Here is a 16682-nt window from a genome sequence, read left to right as displayed (position 1 = left end):
ATGTCTATTAAAGAACGGTATGAGTATCAATTTAAAGGAGTGCCTTATGAGTATTTTAAATGTAGAAAAATTAAGTCATGGCTTTGGCGACAGGGCCATTTTTGAAGATGTTTCATTCCGGCTGTTAAAAGGGGAACATATTGGCCTTGTCGGTGCCAATGGAGAAGGTAAATCAACATTTATGAATATTATTACCGGGAAATTGCAGCCGGATGAAGGGAAAATTGAATGGGCAAAACGGGTTCGGGTCGGCTATCTTGACCAACATGCTGTCCTCGAAAAAGGGATGACGATTCGTGATGTGTTAAAAAGTGCATTCCAATATTTATTTGATATGGAAGAAGAAATGAATGCGTTGTTTGCCAAAATGGGGGAAGCCTCACCGGAAGAGCTTGAAGCTTTGCTGGAAGAAACCGGAACAATGCAAGATTTGCTAACCCATAACGATTTTTATTTAATCGATGCAAAAGTGGAAGAAATTGCCCGTGGTCTTGGGTTGACGGATATTGGTCTTGACCGTGATGTTCATGATTTAAGCGGCGGTCAACGGACAAAAGTATTGTTGGCGAAATTGCTGTTGGAAAAACCGGATATTTTATTACTGGACGAGCCGACCAACTTTTTGGACGTTCAGCATATTGAGTGGTTGAAACGGTATTTACAGGAATATGAAAATGCTTTTATCTTAATCTCCCATGATATTCCCTTTTTAAATAGTGTAATCAATTTAATTTATCATATGGAAAATCGGGAACTCACCCGTTATGTCGGCAACTATGATGATTTTTTGCGCGTTTATGAAATGAAAAAGCAACAATTGGAAGCGGCATTCAAAAGACAACAACAGGAAATTGCCGAGTTGAAAGATTTTGTTGCTCGGAATAAAGCCCGTGTTGCAACAAGAAATATGGCGATGTCGAGGCAAAAAAAGCTGGATAAAATGGAAGTGATTGAACTTGCCTCAGAAAAGCCAAAACCTTCCTTCAAGTTTAAAGAAGCTCGTACAGCCGGTCGGGTTATTTTTGAAACAAAGGACTTGGTTATCGGCTACAATGACGATCCGCTTTCCAAACCTTTGAATTTGAAAATGGAACGCGGCCAAAAAATTGCCATTGTCGGGGCGAACGGGATTGGGAAAACGACCTTGTTAAGGAGTATTCTTGGCGAAATTGCCCCGGTGTCAGGTCATGTAGAGTTAGGCGATTATCTTCATATCGGTTATTTTGAGCAAGAAATCAAAACTGCTAATGCCAATACTTGCCTGGATGAAATCTGGAACGAATTCCCCCATATGACTCAATATGAAGTGCGTGCAGCCCTTGCCAAATGCGGTTTGACGACGAAACATATTGAAAGTAAGGTTGATGTGTTAAGCGGTGGTGAAAAAGCGAAAGTCCGTTTATGCAAATTAATTAATAGAGAATCGAATGTCCTTGTCCTCGACGAACCGACGAACCATCTTGACGTTGACGCCAAAGAGGAGTTGAAACGTGCCTTGAAAGAGTACAGAGGCAGCATCCTTCTCATAAGCCATGAACCGGAATTTTACCAAGATATTGTCACGGATGTGTGGAACGGAGAAACGTGGACGACGAAGGTATTATAATGTTTATTTTTAAGGATCTTATTTTGAGGTCCTGGTTTTTATTTGAAACAGTAATCGTTAGTTTGGTTTGAAAATCCTGAATTCGTGGACGATGAAGGTATTTTATCAGGATCTCATTAAGAGGTGATAATTTTTTATTAGAAATCGTGATTGTGATGCTGGTTTGAAAATCCCGAATTCGAGCTATATACTTAAAATGAAACCATAAAAGGAGGGAACATCGTTTGAAATTCGTTGGCTTATCAGGTGCATTAACAGGGCATAAAACTTCACACATGGTTTTTAAGGTACTCCAGTTCGCAAAATTGCAAAATCAAGATATTGAAATAGAATTGATTGATTTAAAGGACTATGATGTGGAATTCATGCGGGGTTATCCACTTTCCTATTATAATGATGACACACAACTAGTTGTAAATAAACTACTAGAGGCGGACTGTATTGTTATTGGAACGCCAGTCTATCAAGCTTCCATTTCCGGTAGTTTAAAAAATTTGTTGGATCTTCTACCTGAGAGAGCTTTTCGGGATAAAATTGTCGGGTTTATTTCAACTGCCGGTTCTGATAAATATTTTCTCGTCGCTGAATATCATTTAAGACCCATTATTCAATTTCTTGGAGGCGTTGTACCTTCCCGAAATGTATTTGTTCCCGACAGTAGTTTTAATGTAGAAAGTGAAATTGATGACGATCTTATTGATAGGAGGATTATGAAATTTTCTGAAGAATTCTTGAAGTTGTCAAAGAAGTAAATGTGTTAGGGGTCTGTGCGATGAACCTCTTTTAGCGTGTGATCATGCATGGACTTGAATAATTCTATCGCTAATCGTACGCTTTATACATGCTATACCGTAGCTAATACCAGTTGTGGCATTCAGTCGGACAGACTCATGGAGCGTTTTTCAGAGGCCGTTTGCCATTCTTCTATGCAAAATTTGCTTTGTCAGCCGGTCTCGATACCAATTTTTCATTACTTTGCACTTAATTTGGTTTTTAGAACCCGTCTCGATGCTAGATTTCGTTTTTTCAACGCTTGATTTTTCACCGACAGCCGTTCTTGCAGTCAATTTTTCATTCTTCAAATCATAATTTGGGATTGAGACCCTTTCTATGAGACAGTTTCGCTTTAATTTTTGATAGTTTTGTCCCATACAATGCGATTCCGACAATCCTATGGGACAGTTTCGCTTACTTTTCCACTTGTTTTGTCCCATAGAGCCCGTCTATGAGACAGTTTCGCTTTAATTTTTGATAGTTTTGTCTCATACAGTGCGATTCCGACAATCCTATGGGACAGTTTCGCTTACTTTTCCACTTGTTTTGTCCCATAGAGCCCGTCTATGAGACAGTTTCGCTTCTATTTTTGATAGTTTTGTCCCATACAATGCGATTCCGACAATCCTATGGGACAGTTTGGCTTTGTTTTCCACTTGTTTTGTCCCATAGAGCCCGTCTATGAGACAGTTTCCCTTCAATTTTTGATAGTTTTGTCTCATAGACAGCTAGTTACGCATATTTATGAAGTTTCCGTCTATTTTGTCCCATATTAGTCAATCCGTTGAACCATTTTCCCAAAATTCCCCATAAATATTGGTCTTGAGAGCTCCCCTCAAGACCATAAAATTAAAGTAGTTTCGATAGGAAATCCTTTGCCCGCTCACTCTTTGGCTCGTTGAAAAATTGATGGGGTTCAGCATCTTCTAAAATGACACCATCATCAATAAAAATAACCCGATCTGCCACTTCTTTCGCGAAATTCATTTCATGGGTGACAATCACCATCGTCATCCCCGTTTCCGCTAAATCCTTAATTACATCCAGTACTTCCTTTACCATTTCCGGATCGAGTGCGGATGTCGGTTCATCAAACAGCATAATTTCCGGCTCCATTGCGAGTGCCCGGGCAATGGCTACCCGCTGTTTTTGACCGCCTGACAACTGGCTTGGATAGCTATCCACCTTGTCACTTAAACCAACTTTTGCCAAAAGATCCTTGGCATTTTTTTCTACTTCCCCTTTCGCTAACTTTTTTACCTTTTGTGGCGCATACGTAACATTTTCTAAAACCGTCATATGCGGGAAGAGATTAAATTGTTGGAAAACCATGCCGATATGTTTTCGAACCTCCAAAATATTCACTTTCGGATCGGTGATTTCTCGATCTTTAATATAAATTTTTCCTTCCGTTGGTTTTTCCAATAAGTTAAGGCAACGTAAAAAAGTGGATTTTCCCGAACCTGATGGCCCGATAATAGCGACGACTTCCCCCTGATGTATGGTTGTGCTAATATTTTTCAAAACCGGGTTTTTCCCGAATACTTTCGTAATTTGTTCCACTTTAATCACTTGCTCTCAACCTCCGTTCCAAGATGCTGCCAAGTTTTGTTAAAATGACAACCATGACCCAGTAGATGAGTCCGGCAACCAGCAGCGGTTCAAAGTTTCGATAAAGCTGGGCGCCAATAATTTGGGCTCGGCGCATTAAGTCTAAATATCCAATCGTTGAGACAACGGCCGATTCCTTTGTTAATGTAATAAATTCATTCATCAAGGCCGGTAAAATATTTTTCACCGCTTGCGGCAAAATAATATTCAACATCATCGGTCGATACGGTATACCAAGGGCTTCCGCCGCTTCCACTTGTCCCTTATCCACTGCCATAATCCCTGCACGAATAATTTCCGAAACATAGGCTGCAGAGTTCAATCCAAATGCTAAAATAGCTGCTAAAAAGGTTGGAATATCGTAACCTGTTAACTGAGGGATCGCATAAAAAATTATCATCAATTGCAAAATTAATGGGGTCCCTCGGAAAATCGATGTATATGCATTGGCAAACCATGTTAAAATCGAATGACGCGTAATTTTACACAAAGCTAACAATGTACCTAAAATTAACCCGATTAAAATCGAAACAAACACAAATTTTAATGTGACCCAAATTCCTTGTAAAAGAAATGGAATATACGGACCTAATTGACTAAAATCTAAATTCATTGACTTAAACCTCACTTCCTCTGCCTGATCCTTGGTTTAGTGTCAAAAAAAATTCTCAGGCATTCACGCACAAAATGTTGTATTTAATTGTTACCTAACTCCCAAAAAATTCCAACATCCAAAATTAATGGCATTCATACAATAAACGGCGTATTTGATTGTCACGTAAGCCCAAAAAATTTCACCATCACAATCATCGGCATTCGCAACTAAATGCTGTTTTTGATTGTCACTCCACCATCGGACATCATCGGCATTCATACAATAAATGTCCTTTGTTATTGTCGCTCCATGATTACACAATTACGTATATCATCATTATATCAACAGAAAATGAGCTTGTTGATTGGTAAAATTTTTTCGGCTCAAACAAACAGAGAATCGGTGGTCATCGCAATTACACGCAAACCACCGATTATTGCTACCCAGTTATTCATTTTATCATAATTTCATAAAAAACTATTCTTTTATTCGATAGCGACTTGGTCTAATTTCCATTTCTCTTTCAGTTCTTTAATTTTTCCTTCTTTTTCAAGTTTATCAAGGGCTTTGTTTACATCATCAACAAGGTCACTGCCTTTAGGGAAGGCAATTGCCATACCCGGAGAGCTAGTTGTCGGGTCATCAAACCCAAATAATCCTTGTTCATCTCGGTAACCAACAGCCACAACACTATCCATATAAACGGCATCCACACGGTTTGATAATAATTCTTGAATGAGCACACCTGCATTATCAACAGGTTTAACTGTAAATCCATATTTTTTACTTAATTCATTGGCACCTTCTTCTTGAATCGTACCAAGTTGCACACCTACCGTTTTCCCTTCCAAACTTTCCAAGCTCTCTATCTTTTTATCCGGAAGCGAGAGAAACATTTCACCGGAACGATGGTATTCTTTGGAAAAATCAACATTCTTTTTCCGCTTTTCTGTTGTACTCATTCCTGCCATGACCATGTCCACACGTTTTGACTGAAGAGCACCAATTAATCCATCAAAATTCATATCTTGAATTTCTAATTTATATCCCAATTCGTCAGCGATTAAATTCGCTAAATCGATGTCAAAACCAACAATATTTCCTTCTTTATCACGTGATTCGAAAGGTTTAAAATCCGCAGAAGTCGCCATTTTTAACACCTTGTCATTTTTAGAAGAGTCGGAACTTGTTTCATTACTCTTACCACAAGCGGCAAGCAGCAAAACAAATGATAGGAACATTACCATTATCTTGAATTGTTTTTTCATTATGCTTATCCCCCATAATTTTTTTAACTTTCCATTTTCTATATACAATATACGTATATTTATAAGTTAGTATGTATATTTATAACACACTTTTCATTATTCAGCAATAGTTTTTTTATTATATTATTTATAAGGGCAGAAAAAAATACCCCGTTTTTTCCGGGGTAATGAGCAGACAAAGATACAATTATCTTTTTATTTTCTCCTCTTTTATCAAACATTTTGCACAAGCATCTTGCAAATCACAAGCGGCACATTTTCCTTTACTGCTGCGTTTAATAAATTTTACAATCGTCCAAACAGCATAACCAAATATAAGCGAACCCAGCAAAATATTAAACATACAAATCAGCTTCTTTCTTCCATATTTAAAGTCCCAATAAATTGCCGCCTTGAAAGATTATGAAAGATATCACATAAGCAATGATAAATGGATAAACCATCGAGAAAATCGTCCATTTCATTGATCCCGTTTCTTTTTTAATCGTTGCGACTGTTGCCAGACAAGGGATGTAGAGTAAGATAAAAACGAGAAAACTATAAGCAGATAACGGTGTATATGAATCGGCCACGACACCTTGCAAAAAAGCGGTTGATGACGTGTGATAAACAATATTTAAAGTAGATACGACCGATTCTTTTGCTAAAAAACCTGTAAGTAATGCGACTGCCGCTTGCCAAGAACCAAATCCAAGGGGGGCAAATACCGGTGCCAAAAACCCACCTAATTCCGCCAACAAACTGTCATCCATCGTAACGTTGAATCCACTACGCCCAACAACTGATAATAACCAGATGACGACGGTTCCTCCAAAAATAAACGTACCTGCTTTTTTTATAAACCCTTTCCCTTTATCCCATGTACTTTTTGCCAATGTTCCAAGATGCGGGACCCGGTATGGAGGAAGTTCGATGACAAACACCGATGCTTCACTTTTTAATATCGTTTTTGAAAATAATTTTGCTAAAACAAGTGCAAGGACAACACCCATTGTATACAAAGACAATACGACAAGGGCTTGATTTTCCCCGAAAAATACCCCGGCAAATAATGCATAGACCGGCAAGCGAGCGGAACATGACATTAATGGGGTGAGTAAAATTGTAATCAAACGCTCTTTTGGTTGCTCGATGGTCCGCGCCGACATAATTCCCGGTACATTGCAGCCAAACCCAATAACCATTGGGATGAATGCTTTTCCGTTTAATCCGATACTCTGCATAATTCGATCCATAACTAAGGATATCCGTGCCATATAACCTGAATCTTCCAATACAGAAATAAAGAAGAAAAGAATAAAAATTTGCGGAACAAAAACAAGCACACCGCCGACACCCGGGACAATTCCATCTAAAATCAAGTTGAATAGAAAAGCCGATGTCCCAAATTTATTCAAAATATTTTCCAGCCAATTTGTAAAAGGTCCCGATAAAAAGGAATCCAACGCATCAGATAACGGTGAACCGATCCAATTAAAAGTAATCATGAACATGAAATATAATAACGTTAGAAAGATGGGCATTCCTAAATATTTATTTGTTGCAAATCGATCAATTTTATCTGTCAAACTTTGGCGAACCTCATTGGTTATAACAATGGAATCATTTAAAACGGTTCGAATAAATTGTTCTCGTTTCTCAAAAATAGCATCCTGCAATGTTTGTCCCGTTGTTTCAAGCAGTTCTTTTTCTGTTTCCGCCAACAATTCCAACAATAGAGCATGATTTAACAATCTTTCCAAATATGTTTTTACTGTATCATTACCCGAATAAAATTGAATGGCCAACCATCGTTTTGAAGGCAATTCGATTGGGCATTCATAAAGTAAATCAACAAGTTTGCTAATTCCTGTTTCAATTATTACCCCGTAGTCCAGTCGAAAAGGTTCTTGAGGTAATTTTTCCTCGTAAGTAATTTTTTCCAGCAATTGATTGCAACCTTTTCCTGTCCGGGCAATGATCGGCTGAATAGCAACGCCCAGTTTGTTTGATAAATTTTTAATGTTAATCTCTATCCCACGGGACTTCGCAACATCAATCATATTCAGGCCAATCATTAGCGGTTTGCCAAATTCCAGCAATTCAATGGTCAAGTGTAAATTTCTTTGGAGCTGGGAGGCATCGACGATATTTATGATAGAAGTAAAGTGATTCCGCAATAAAAACTCCGTGACGACCCGTTCATCCCTTGACAGCGGATTAAGGGAGTACGTTCCCGGTAAGTCGACCAATTTTGCTTGTTTATTTTTTAACAAACCAATTTTTTCCTCGACCGTGACACCACTCCAATTGCCAACATATTCGTAGGAACCTGTCAACTGATTAAAGAGTGATGTTTTTCCAATATTTGGGTTTCCAAACAAGGCGATTTGCATCATTTTTTCTCCACCCGAATGGAATTGGCCTCATGCAAGCGAATGCCGATGCGTTGACCGTTACATTCAACCACACATGGGCCCCCAAGAGGCATTTTCGTCTTTACATTTACTTCTGAGCCTAAATATATACCTAAATTCATTAATCTTGTTTTTACAAGTTGATTTAATGAAGAAAGATCTTTAATTGTTGCCTTTTCACCTTGTTTTAAATCAGCTAGAACCATTGAGAATCATTCCCTTCTCTATAAGAAAAGCGGAGGACGACCTATTTGCGACGTACATACTGAGCGCAATGTCTTGTTGCAACGCATGGATGACCGCATCCTGTAGCTCGAGCGCCCCGCAATGAGATAAAGGAAACACGGCGAGGGACGAGCCGATGTTGACTTATCGTAGAGGAGGGGAGTGAAGTTTGCTAGTCGCTGGCGCTCGGAGCTAGACAATAAAACTAATCCCAAGTTATTCACTTGTATTTTTATACTTTCTTATTCTATAAGAAAAGCGTAGAGCGCCCGCTTAGTGGCGTACATACTGAGCGCAATGTCTTGTTGCAACGCATGGATGACCGCATCCTGTAGCTCGAGCGCCCCGCAGTGATAAAACTCGTCTACAGTGTTAACCAGTATTTTTATACGATTTTATTTTGAAAAAAGTCCTGTTAATGAAAATCATTATTATTAACAATTCTATTATAAACCTATATACGACCATTTTTACGATTAAAAATGAAAATTTCATAAACAAATTTTGTTTTGGATTAATTTTCACAAAAAATATGACATAATAGAAATAGATATATTTTCCAAAATGCCTAGAAGGAAGTGGTGTGAATTGTCACAATGGTATAGTAAGACTGTTCAAGAGATCACTGAAGAATTGAACACCAATATTGAAACGGGTTTATCAAGCCAGGAAGCTGAAAACCGATTAAAGCAATATGGTCCGAACAAATTTCAAGAAGGCGAAAAAACTTCCATCTGGAAAATGCTTTGGGAGCAAATTAACAGTATCCTCATCTGGATTTTGATCGTTGCTGCAATTATTTCTGCTTTTGTTGGCGAAATTACAGATGCTATCATCATCTTCATCGTCATCGCTTTAAACGCAATAATTGGAATCGTGGAAGAATCAAAGGCAGAAAAAGCTTTGGAAGAATTAAAAAAGATGTCTACGCCAAAAGCGATTGTAAGACGGGATGGGCAAATTAAAGAAATTTCCTCGGAGAACCTTGTTCCCGGAGATGTTGTTATTATTGATGCCGGCCGTTACATTCCCGCTGATCTTCGGCTTATTGAGACAGCTAACTTACAAATTGAAGAATCCGCATTAACCGGTGAGTCTGTCCCGGTAGACAAAAATGCCGGTTGGAGCTCTTACTCGGAAGTTCCCCTTGGTGACCAACAAAACATCGCTTTTATGTCGACTCTCTCCACTTATGGCCGCGGGACTGGAATCGTCACCTCCACCGGGATGGAGACGGAAATTGGAAAAATCGCCAAAATGCTCGGCGGTCAAGAAAAAGAAATAACCCCATTACAGAAGAAATTAAATGAATTGGGCAAAATTCTTGGCATTGGCGCCGTTATGATTTGTATTATTATGTTTTTCGTCGGCTATTTTCAAGGCAGAGATGTTTTGGACATGTTCCTTATCGCCGTAAGTCTGGCTGTTGCTGCTATTCCTGAGGGGATGGTTGCCATTGTTACGATCGTTTTAGCTCTCGGAGTCCAAAAAATGAGTAAACGCCATGCGATCGTACGCAAACTCCCTGCAGTTGAAACATTAGGTTCCGTCAGTGTCATATGTTCCGATAAGACCGGGACGTTAACGCAAAACAAAATGACCCTTACTAAAGTCTATGTCGATGGCAAGTACACCGACCTCGGTACGATCCAACAGAAAGACGATGCGAGTTACCGTCTATTAAGGGGGATGATGCTCTGTAATGATGCTACCCTTGATAGTGGTGACCCGACCGAAATCGCCTTAATAGTCGCAGGAAATGATTTGGGCTTGGATAAAGCGAAACTGGAGCAACAGTTTCAACGTGTGAACGAACTGCCCTTTGATTCGGACAGAAAGATGATGACGACCGTCCATCGAGACTCTTCATCTTATTTTTCCGTTACAAAAGGGGCGCTTGAAAGTATCTTGCCAAGAACTACAAGTATTTTTAAAAACGGACAAGTCCAACCGATTTCTGCTCACGATAAAGAAGAAATTTTGGATGCTTCAAAAAAAATGTCTGATGAAGCATTGAGAGTATTGGCTGTTGCTGAAAGAACATCGTTGGCTGACACGGAAGCATCAGAAGAGCAGCTCATCTTTCTTGGCTTGGTTGGGATGATTGACCCACCGAGGGAAGAAGTAAAACAATCCGTTGCTCAATGTAAGGATGCAGGTATTCGGACGATTATGATTACCGGGGACCATCAAAACACCGCACTCGCCATTGCAAAAGAGCTCGGTATTGCCGACGATTTATCACAAACAATGACCGGACAGGAACTAAATGAAATAAGCGACACCGAATTGCAAGAAAAAGTTGAAAAAGTTCGTGTGTTTGCCCGTGTATCTCCGGAGCATAAAGTACGAATTGTCCAAGCATTAAAGGAAAATGGCTTAATTGTTTCGATGACCGGTGACGGCGTTAATGATGCTCCGTCCTTGAAACAAGCCGATGTCGGGGTTGCCATGGGGATTACCGGTACCGATGTAGCTAAGGGAGCAAGCGATATTATTTTAACTGACGATAATTTCTCGACCATTGTTTCCGCTGTAGAACAAGGGCGGAACATCTTCCAAAATATCAGGAAAGCCATTTTGTTTTTACTCTCCTGTAACTTAGGTGAAATTACCGCCTTATTTATCGGGATCTTATTAGGATGGCCTGCACCGTTAACGGCTGTACAAATTTTATGGGTAAATTTAATTACGGATACATTACCTGCCATTGCACTTGGTATGGATCCGGATGACCCGGATATTATGAAGGAAAAACCGCGGAATCCGAAAGAAAGCTTTTTTGCCCATGGAAATGGTGCTTATACAGTATTAAACGGTATGTTAATCGGGTTTATCACTTTATTTGCTTTTATCGAAGGCCTACGTTATTATACGGGAGCTGCTTCAATTTTTGCGGTTGACTTCGGGAATATTTCCGAAGATGCGCTGACTCATGCGCAAACCATGGCATTTATCACTTTGAGTGCATCGCAGCTGTTCCATTCATTGAATTTAAGAAGCCGGAGAAAATCGATATTCCAAACGGGCTTGTTTACCAATCCACTTTTGCTTGGAGCAATCATAATTGGGCTTTTGATTCAAGCATCATTGGTGTACGTGCCATTTTTCCATGATGTATTTGGCATTTATGTCGTTGGTTTGAAAGATTGGGGATTCGTGATCGGTATCAGCTTAATACCGGTGATCATCAATGAGATTTATAAAGGGATCAGACGAATTATTTAATTTAGTGAACGTCTTCCGTTGTCATGGCTTCAATTTTCGGTAATGGTGTAAGATGAATTATTTAATATGGTGAGGGGCCTTATCAAGGATGGGGGCCCTTTTCCTATGTGGGTGGGGCGTATTTGGTCCAGGCCAGATCAATCATACATTCAACAGTAGGGGGGCTTGTAATCAATAGTACCCCCTGCTAATTCAATTGTAGAATCCCAAAATTCAACAGTGAAACAGGTGTTATTCAACAGTAAAAAGCGAATATTCAACAGCGCTACCCTTAATTCAACAGTTTCCCCTTTTAATTCGTCAGTGCTCCCCACCTATACATACAAATTTTGAAACGATAAAAAAATCCCCACGAAATGTGAGGATATACATTACATGGTGATTAGTGCTCGCTTCCCCTTCCTGAAAGGTTTTCGAGTAATTGTTTCACATCAATTCCTGATGATGCTTTCAATGATTCTTGTAAACTGCTCATCAAATTCGTTGCGTAACCGGTTATTTTATTGGCACCGCCGTTCCCATCACTTGAACCTGTATCAACAACAGTGATTTGATCAATATTAGCTAAAGGTGTAGCCACTTGTTTTGCATATTCCGGAAGCATTTTTAAAATCATGTCGAGGATAGCAGCCTGACCAAAACGTTCGAAGGCTTCGGCAACTTTTTGCTTGGCTTCTGCTTCGGCAATCCCTTTTAAACGAATAATTTCCGCTTCAGTTGTACCTTGAGCTTTTTGGGCCTCTGCTTTGGCCAAACCGTCAATCCGAATTCGTTCGGCTTCTGCTTTTGCTAACGCCTCAACGCGATATTTGTTCGCATCCGCTTCTGCCATTTGTTTTGCCTTTTCCGCAGCTGCTGATTGTTCTACAGCATAACGGTCCGCATCCGCCTTTTTCTTTACTTCTGAATCATATTGTTTTTCACGGCGGAGAATTTCTTTTTCTTCCAACTCAATTTGTTTTTGACGTTCAATAATTTTAATTTGCATTTCTTGTTCAGTAACTTGTTGTTTTGCCCGGGCACTTTCCAAATCATAGGCTTGGTCGGCTCGTGCTTTTGCAATATCTTGTTCTAACCGGAATTCAGCAATTTTTAACTGATTTTCCTTCTCCGCCTCGGCAATTTCTGTCGCTCGCTCTAATTCTGCCTTTTTCGCTTCTTTTGCTGCTTCGGCTTTTTTAATTCTTGTTTCTTTCTCGGCTTCGGCAGTTGCGATATCAGCATCCCGCTTCACTTGAGCTATGCGCGGTTTACCGAGTGAATCCAGATAACCGTTTTTATCACGAACATCTTTAATGGTAAATGAAACGATGACCAATCCCATTTTTGCTAAGTCCTGGGTTGCTACCCTTTGTACTTCTTGTGAAAACTTATCGCGATTTTTATAAATTTCTTCAACGGTCATCGAACCGAGAATAGAACGCAGATGACCTTCTAACACTTCTCGTGCCTCATTTTCGAGGTCTTGTTTTGTTTTTCCTAAAAATTGCTCGGCAGCTGTAGCAATCTCAGCAATGGAACTGCCTACTTTAATAATTGCAATCCCATCCGCCATAACTGGAACACCTTGCTCGGTATACACTTCAGGCGTTGAAACTTCTAACTTGCTCGATAATAAACTCAATGGTTCAGCCCGTTGGAAAACCGGTAAGACAAATGTCCCGCCGCCACGGATGATTTTCACTTTGTTTCCTGATTCATCGATATTCACATTTTTACTTCCCAAATAGCTGCCGGTTACAATCAGCGCTTCATCCGGTCCGACAGTCCTGTATTTGGCAATGAAAACACCAATTAATGCAAGAATTAGAACGACAACAATACCAATAACAATCCATAAACTACTCATCTTTCAACCTCCTCAAATTTTTTGATAATCTTTATAAATACTAGCTTCATCATAAGGAATAACATAAAGCACTCCTTGTTTAACCTCTACTACTAACACTTTTGTTCCTTCTCCTATTTCCTGCCCATGGAAACTGACAGCCGACTTTGCGATTCTTCCGCTTGCATTTTCAATTAAAACCTCCCCATAGCCATCTTTCGGAATCGGGACAATTGTTGTTGCAATGCGGGCCTTTAGTGATTCATCGGTATAAGCGAGTGACTCTTCCGCTGACGAAAGTGGAACAAGGATGAATACATTAAGCATGGTGGTTAAAATGAAACTTCCAACTCCAGATATAAGCAAAATCCATAAACTTTTCATAGAAGTAAAGCTTTCCAAAATATAGCCGGAAGCTGATAAGAAAATTAAAAAAGCTAAAATCAGGTCAGGATTGAAAAAAGGAACCGCTTCACCAATTCCTTCCAAAAAGTCGCCAAAAAAGAAGAAAAGAAGAATGAGAATACCTGAAATAATCAAAACGGTTAAATAAACGGTTTGAATCGGGTAGCCAAAAAGTTCGATGGGAAACACCTCCTTTATAAAGGAAAAAATTTTTAGGAAAATCAGTATTTCATTGGGAAGCGTTATAATATTAGTGCTAATTTGTAATACGTTTTTTCCATTAATTAGTTTCATGTTTATCGGCTTTTTTAAAAATTTGCCTAAACATGGGTACCCTTATTTTTAAAAAAACAATTAGCTGAATATCCAAGTTGTTAAGTTAAAACGATTGGTAGTTAAGTAAGTAATGACCATAATCACAAAATAAAATAAACTTAAATTTTCATCTTTCGAAAGTTAATAATATATATGTGTTATTACTATTTTGTAAAACTATAGTAGATTGCAATATTCAAGCTATTAAATTTTAAAACTCAAGAAGAGCTGTATGGGACAAAACTATCAAAAATAGAAGCGAAACTGTCTCATAGACGGGCTCTATGGGACAAAACCATCAAAAATCCAAGCTGAACTGTCCCATAGAATTATCCGAATCACGCTCTATGGGACAAAATCATCTAAAATTCAAGCTAAACTGTCTCATTGAACGGCTGTATGGGACAGTTTAAGTGGAAAACCGAGCTAAAATGTCCCATAGGATTGTCAGAATCCCGTGCTATGGGACAAAATCATCTAAAATTCAAGCTAAACTGTCCCATAGAACAGCTGTATGGGACAGTTTAAGTGGAAAACCAAGCCAAAATGTCCCATAGAATTATCCGAATCACGCTCTATGGGACAAAATCATCTAAAATTCAAGCTAAACTGTCTCATTGAACGGCTGTATGGGACAGTTTAAGTGGAAAACCAAGCCAAAATGTCCCATAGAATTATCCGAATCACGCTCTATGGGACAAAATCATCTAAAATTCAAGCTAAACTGTCTCATTGAACGGCTGTATGGGACAGTTTAAGTGGAAAACCGAGCCAAAATGTCCCATAGGATTGTCAGAATCCCGTGCTATGGGACAAAATCATCTAAAATTCAAGCTGAAATGTCTCATTGAACGGCTGTATGGGACAGTTTAAGTGGAAAACCGAGCCAAAATGTCCCATTGGATTATCGGAATCTCGTGCTATGGGACAAAATCATCTAAAATTCAAGCTAAACTGTCCCATAGAACAGCTGTATGGGACAGTTTAAGTGGAAAACCAAGCCAAAATGTCCCATAGAATTATCCGAATCACGCTCTATGGGACAAAATCATCTAAAATTCAAGCTGAAATGTCTCATTGAACGGCTGTATGGGACAGTTTAAGTGGAAAACCGAGCTAAAATGTCCCATAGAACACCTATAAAGGGACATTTAAGTCGAAAACCATATGGTTCAATTAATTATTTTCCTTTTGCTGGCCGATTTCCCCCTGGTTTATTAACAGGTTGGCCTCCTCCAAGTTTTTATGTTCATTAACCGAATCGCCGGGATAATAATGCTGTGCCTGAAACGGGTGTGCTGAATTCATCTCTGTACTAACGGTGATCGTTGGTTGTTTCGGTGTATCTGCCAGTAAATCCTCTGTTTTCCTTTTACCCATGCTTTCCCTCCTACCAAGAATAATCTTTGGACTTTTATAGTATTTGTAATTTCTCGCCAAACATGTTCATAAATAACCATTTTTTCGTTCCCCCCGCATCTGTCCATTCAATCCAAAAATAACTTTGTTTAAAAATTGCCATTTTTATATTAGTATGATATCATAATAATATAAAAATAATATTAAAAGGACGTGGTGTTATGAGAGAAGAAAATGCGTTTGCAATCAATGGGTTCATCGGCGTTTTGTTAGTTGTTTTATTTGCCGGGGCAGCTGTATATTTTGTCTCTATTGAAAACATTTTTCTCGTTATTTTATTTGCTTTCATTGCAGCTATTCTCTTTACCGGAATTACAATTGTTCAGCCTAATCAAGGAAAAGTGATTACTTTTTTTGGAAAATACATGGGTACCATTCGCAACAGCGGGCTATTTTTAACTGTTCCACTAACATTAAGAAAAACCGTGTCTTTACGTGTCCGTAATTTTAACAGTAAAAAATTGAAAGTGAATGATGTGGAAGGAAATCCGATTGAAATTGCGGCAGTGGTTGTCTTTCGGGTAGTTGATACAGCAAAAGCAGTCTTTGAAGTAGACTATTATGAAGAGTTTGTTGAAATTCAAAGTGAGACAGCTATCCGTCATGTCGCTGGAAAATATCCGTACGATACATTTGCTGATGAAGAGGTAACACTGCGAGGAAATTCCGATATCGTTTCTGAGGAATTGGCACGAAATATTCAAGAACGGTTAGCAGTATCAGGCGTTGAAGTGATTGAAGCCCGGTTAACACATCTTGCCTATTCCACCGAAATCGCCAGTGCCATGCTTCAACGGCAACAAGCGGGGGCTATTCTCTCTGCAAGGCAAAAGATTGTTGAGGGTGCTGTTTCCATGGCTCAAATGGCGGTGGAACAACTTGAAGCAAACGGGGTCTTGGATCTCGATGAAGAGCGGAAAGTCCATATGGTCAATAACATTATGGTAGCTATCATTTCAGATCGTGGAACGCAACCGGTTATTAATGTAGGAAGCTTATATTGACGGTGAAT

13 protein-coding genes are annotated in these 16682 nt (G+C 39.2%); 4 read left to right on the top strand and 9 right to left on the bottom strand.

The annotated features are described in order from the left end of the window. The first annotated feature begins 46 nt into the window (after positions 1–46). On the top strand, positions 47–1606 hold the full coding sequence (locus tag NSQ14_RS03985; RefSeq protein ID WP_328189179.1) for an ABC-F family ATP-binding cassette domain-containing protein: 1560 nt from the start codon (positions 47–49) through the stop codon (positions 1604–1606). Between the two features lie 224 nt (positions 1607–1830). After that, positions 1831–2358, top strand: a complete 528-nt coding sequence (locus tag NSQ14_RS03980) for an NAD(P)H-dependent oxidoreductase (protein ID WP_328189181.1) — start codon at positions 1831–1833, stop codon at positions 2356–2358. A gap of 871 nt (positions 2359–3229) precedes the next feature. On the opposite strand, the gene NSQ14_RS03975 is transcribed toward NSQ14_RS03980, so the two are convergent. From NSQ14_RS03975 to NSQ14_RS03950, 6 genes are all read right to left on the bottom strand, one after another. After that, positions 3230–3952: an amino acid ABC transporter ATP-binding protein gene (locus tag NSQ14_RS03975; RefSeq protein ID WP_346216899.1), complete on the bottom strand. Its 723-nt coding sequence runs from the start codon at positions 3950–3952 to the stop codon at positions 3230–3232. Then, positions 3945–4604, bottom strand: coding sequence for an amino acid ABC transporter permease (locus NSQ14_RS03970; protein ID WP_095141462.1), 660 nt, complete (start codon positions 4602–4604; stop codon positions 3945–3947). The genes NSQ14_RS03975 and NSQ14_RS03970 overlap by 8 nt, the downstream gene beginning before the upstream one ends. A gap of 467 nt (positions 4605–5071) precedes the next feature. Beyond that, entirely contained in the window at positions 5072–5854 is a 783-nt protein-coding gene (locus NSQ14_RS03965; protein WP_041847752.1) for an ABC transporter substrate-binding protein, read from the bottom strand. 187 nt (positions 5855–6041) lie between these two features. Further along, on the bottom strand, positions 6042–6197 hold the full coding sequence (locus tag NSQ14_RS03960; RefSeq protein WP_108897561.1) for a FeoB-associated Cys-rich membrane protein: 156 nt from the start codon (positions 6195–6197) through the stop codon (positions 6042–6044). 25 nt (positions 6198–6222) lie between these two features. Continuing rightward, entirely contained in the window at positions 6223–8232 is a 2010-nt protein-coding gene (gene feoB / locus NSQ14_RS03955) for a ferrous iron transport protein B (RefSeq protein WP_340500262.1), read from the bottom strand. Beyond that, positions 8229–8456: a FeoA family protein gene (locus NSQ14_RS03950; protein WP_034768354.1), complete on the bottom strand. Its 228-nt coding sequence runs from the start codon at positions 8454–8456 to the stop codon at positions 8229–8231. Before NSQ14_RS03950 ends, feoB begins: the two co-directional genes overlap by 4 nt. Before the next feature lie 607 nt (positions 8457–9063). On the opposite strand from NSQ14_RS03950, the gene NSQ14_RS03945 reads away from it, so the two are divergent. Further along, positions 9064–11703 (top strand): calcium-translocating P-type ATPase, PMCA-type, encoded by a 2640-nt coding sequence (locus tag NSQ14_RS03945; protein WP_346216898.1) that lies wholly within the window; start codon positions 9064–9066, stop codon positions 11701–11703. Positions 11704–12085: 382 nt separating this feature from the next. Here the strand turns inward: NSQ14_RS03945 and NSQ14_RS03940 are convergent, their stop codons facing one another. The 3 genes from NSQ14_RS03940 to NSQ14_RS03930 all read right to left on the bottom strand — a co-directional run bounded on the left by NSQ14_RS03940 (position 12086) and on the right by NSQ14_RS03930 (position 15631). Then, positions 12086–13552: a flotillin family protein gene (locus NSQ14_RS03940; protein WP_216407983.1), complete on the bottom strand. Its 1467-nt coding sequence runs from the start codon at positions 13550–13552 to the stop codon at positions 12086–12088. A 12-nt stretch (positions 13553–13564) separates the two neighbouring features. Beyond that, the gene (locus tag NSQ14_RS03935) at positions 13565–14116 is read right to left on the bottom strand and encodes a hypothetical protein (RefSeq protein ID WP_251246531.1); all 552 of its coding nucleotides are present in this window, start codon (positions 14114–14116) and stop codon (positions 13565–13567) included. A 1311-nt stretch (positions 14117–15427) separates the two neighbouring features. Further along, on the bottom strand, positions 15428–15631 hold the full coding sequence (locus NSQ14_RS03930) for a hypothetical protein (RefSeq protein WP_095141457.1): 204 nt from the start codon (positions 15629–15631) through the stop codon (positions 15428–15430). A 200-nt stretch (positions 15632–15831) separates the two neighbouring features. Here NSQ14_RS03930 and NSQ14_RS03925 point away from each other — a divergent pair, with 200 nt between their 5' ends. Continuing rightward, positions 15832–16674 carry an SPFH domain-containing protein gene (locus NSQ14_RS03925; protein ID WP_244809270.1) on the top strand — a complete coding sequence of 281 codons (843 nt, stop codon included), beginning with the start codon at positions 15832–15834 and terminating at the stop codon, positions 16672–16674. Positions 16675–16682 lie beyond the last annotated feature (8 nt).

This window comes from Caldifermentibacillus hisashii (assembly GCF_039654145.1).
Classification (GTDB): domain Bacteria; phylum Bacillota; class Bacilli; order Bacillales; family Caldibacillaceae; genus Caldifermentibacillus; species Caldifermentibacillus hisashii.
The sequence above is the reverse complement of the archived record's forward strand: the minus strand, read 5'-3'. Positions and strand labels throughout refer to the sequence as shown.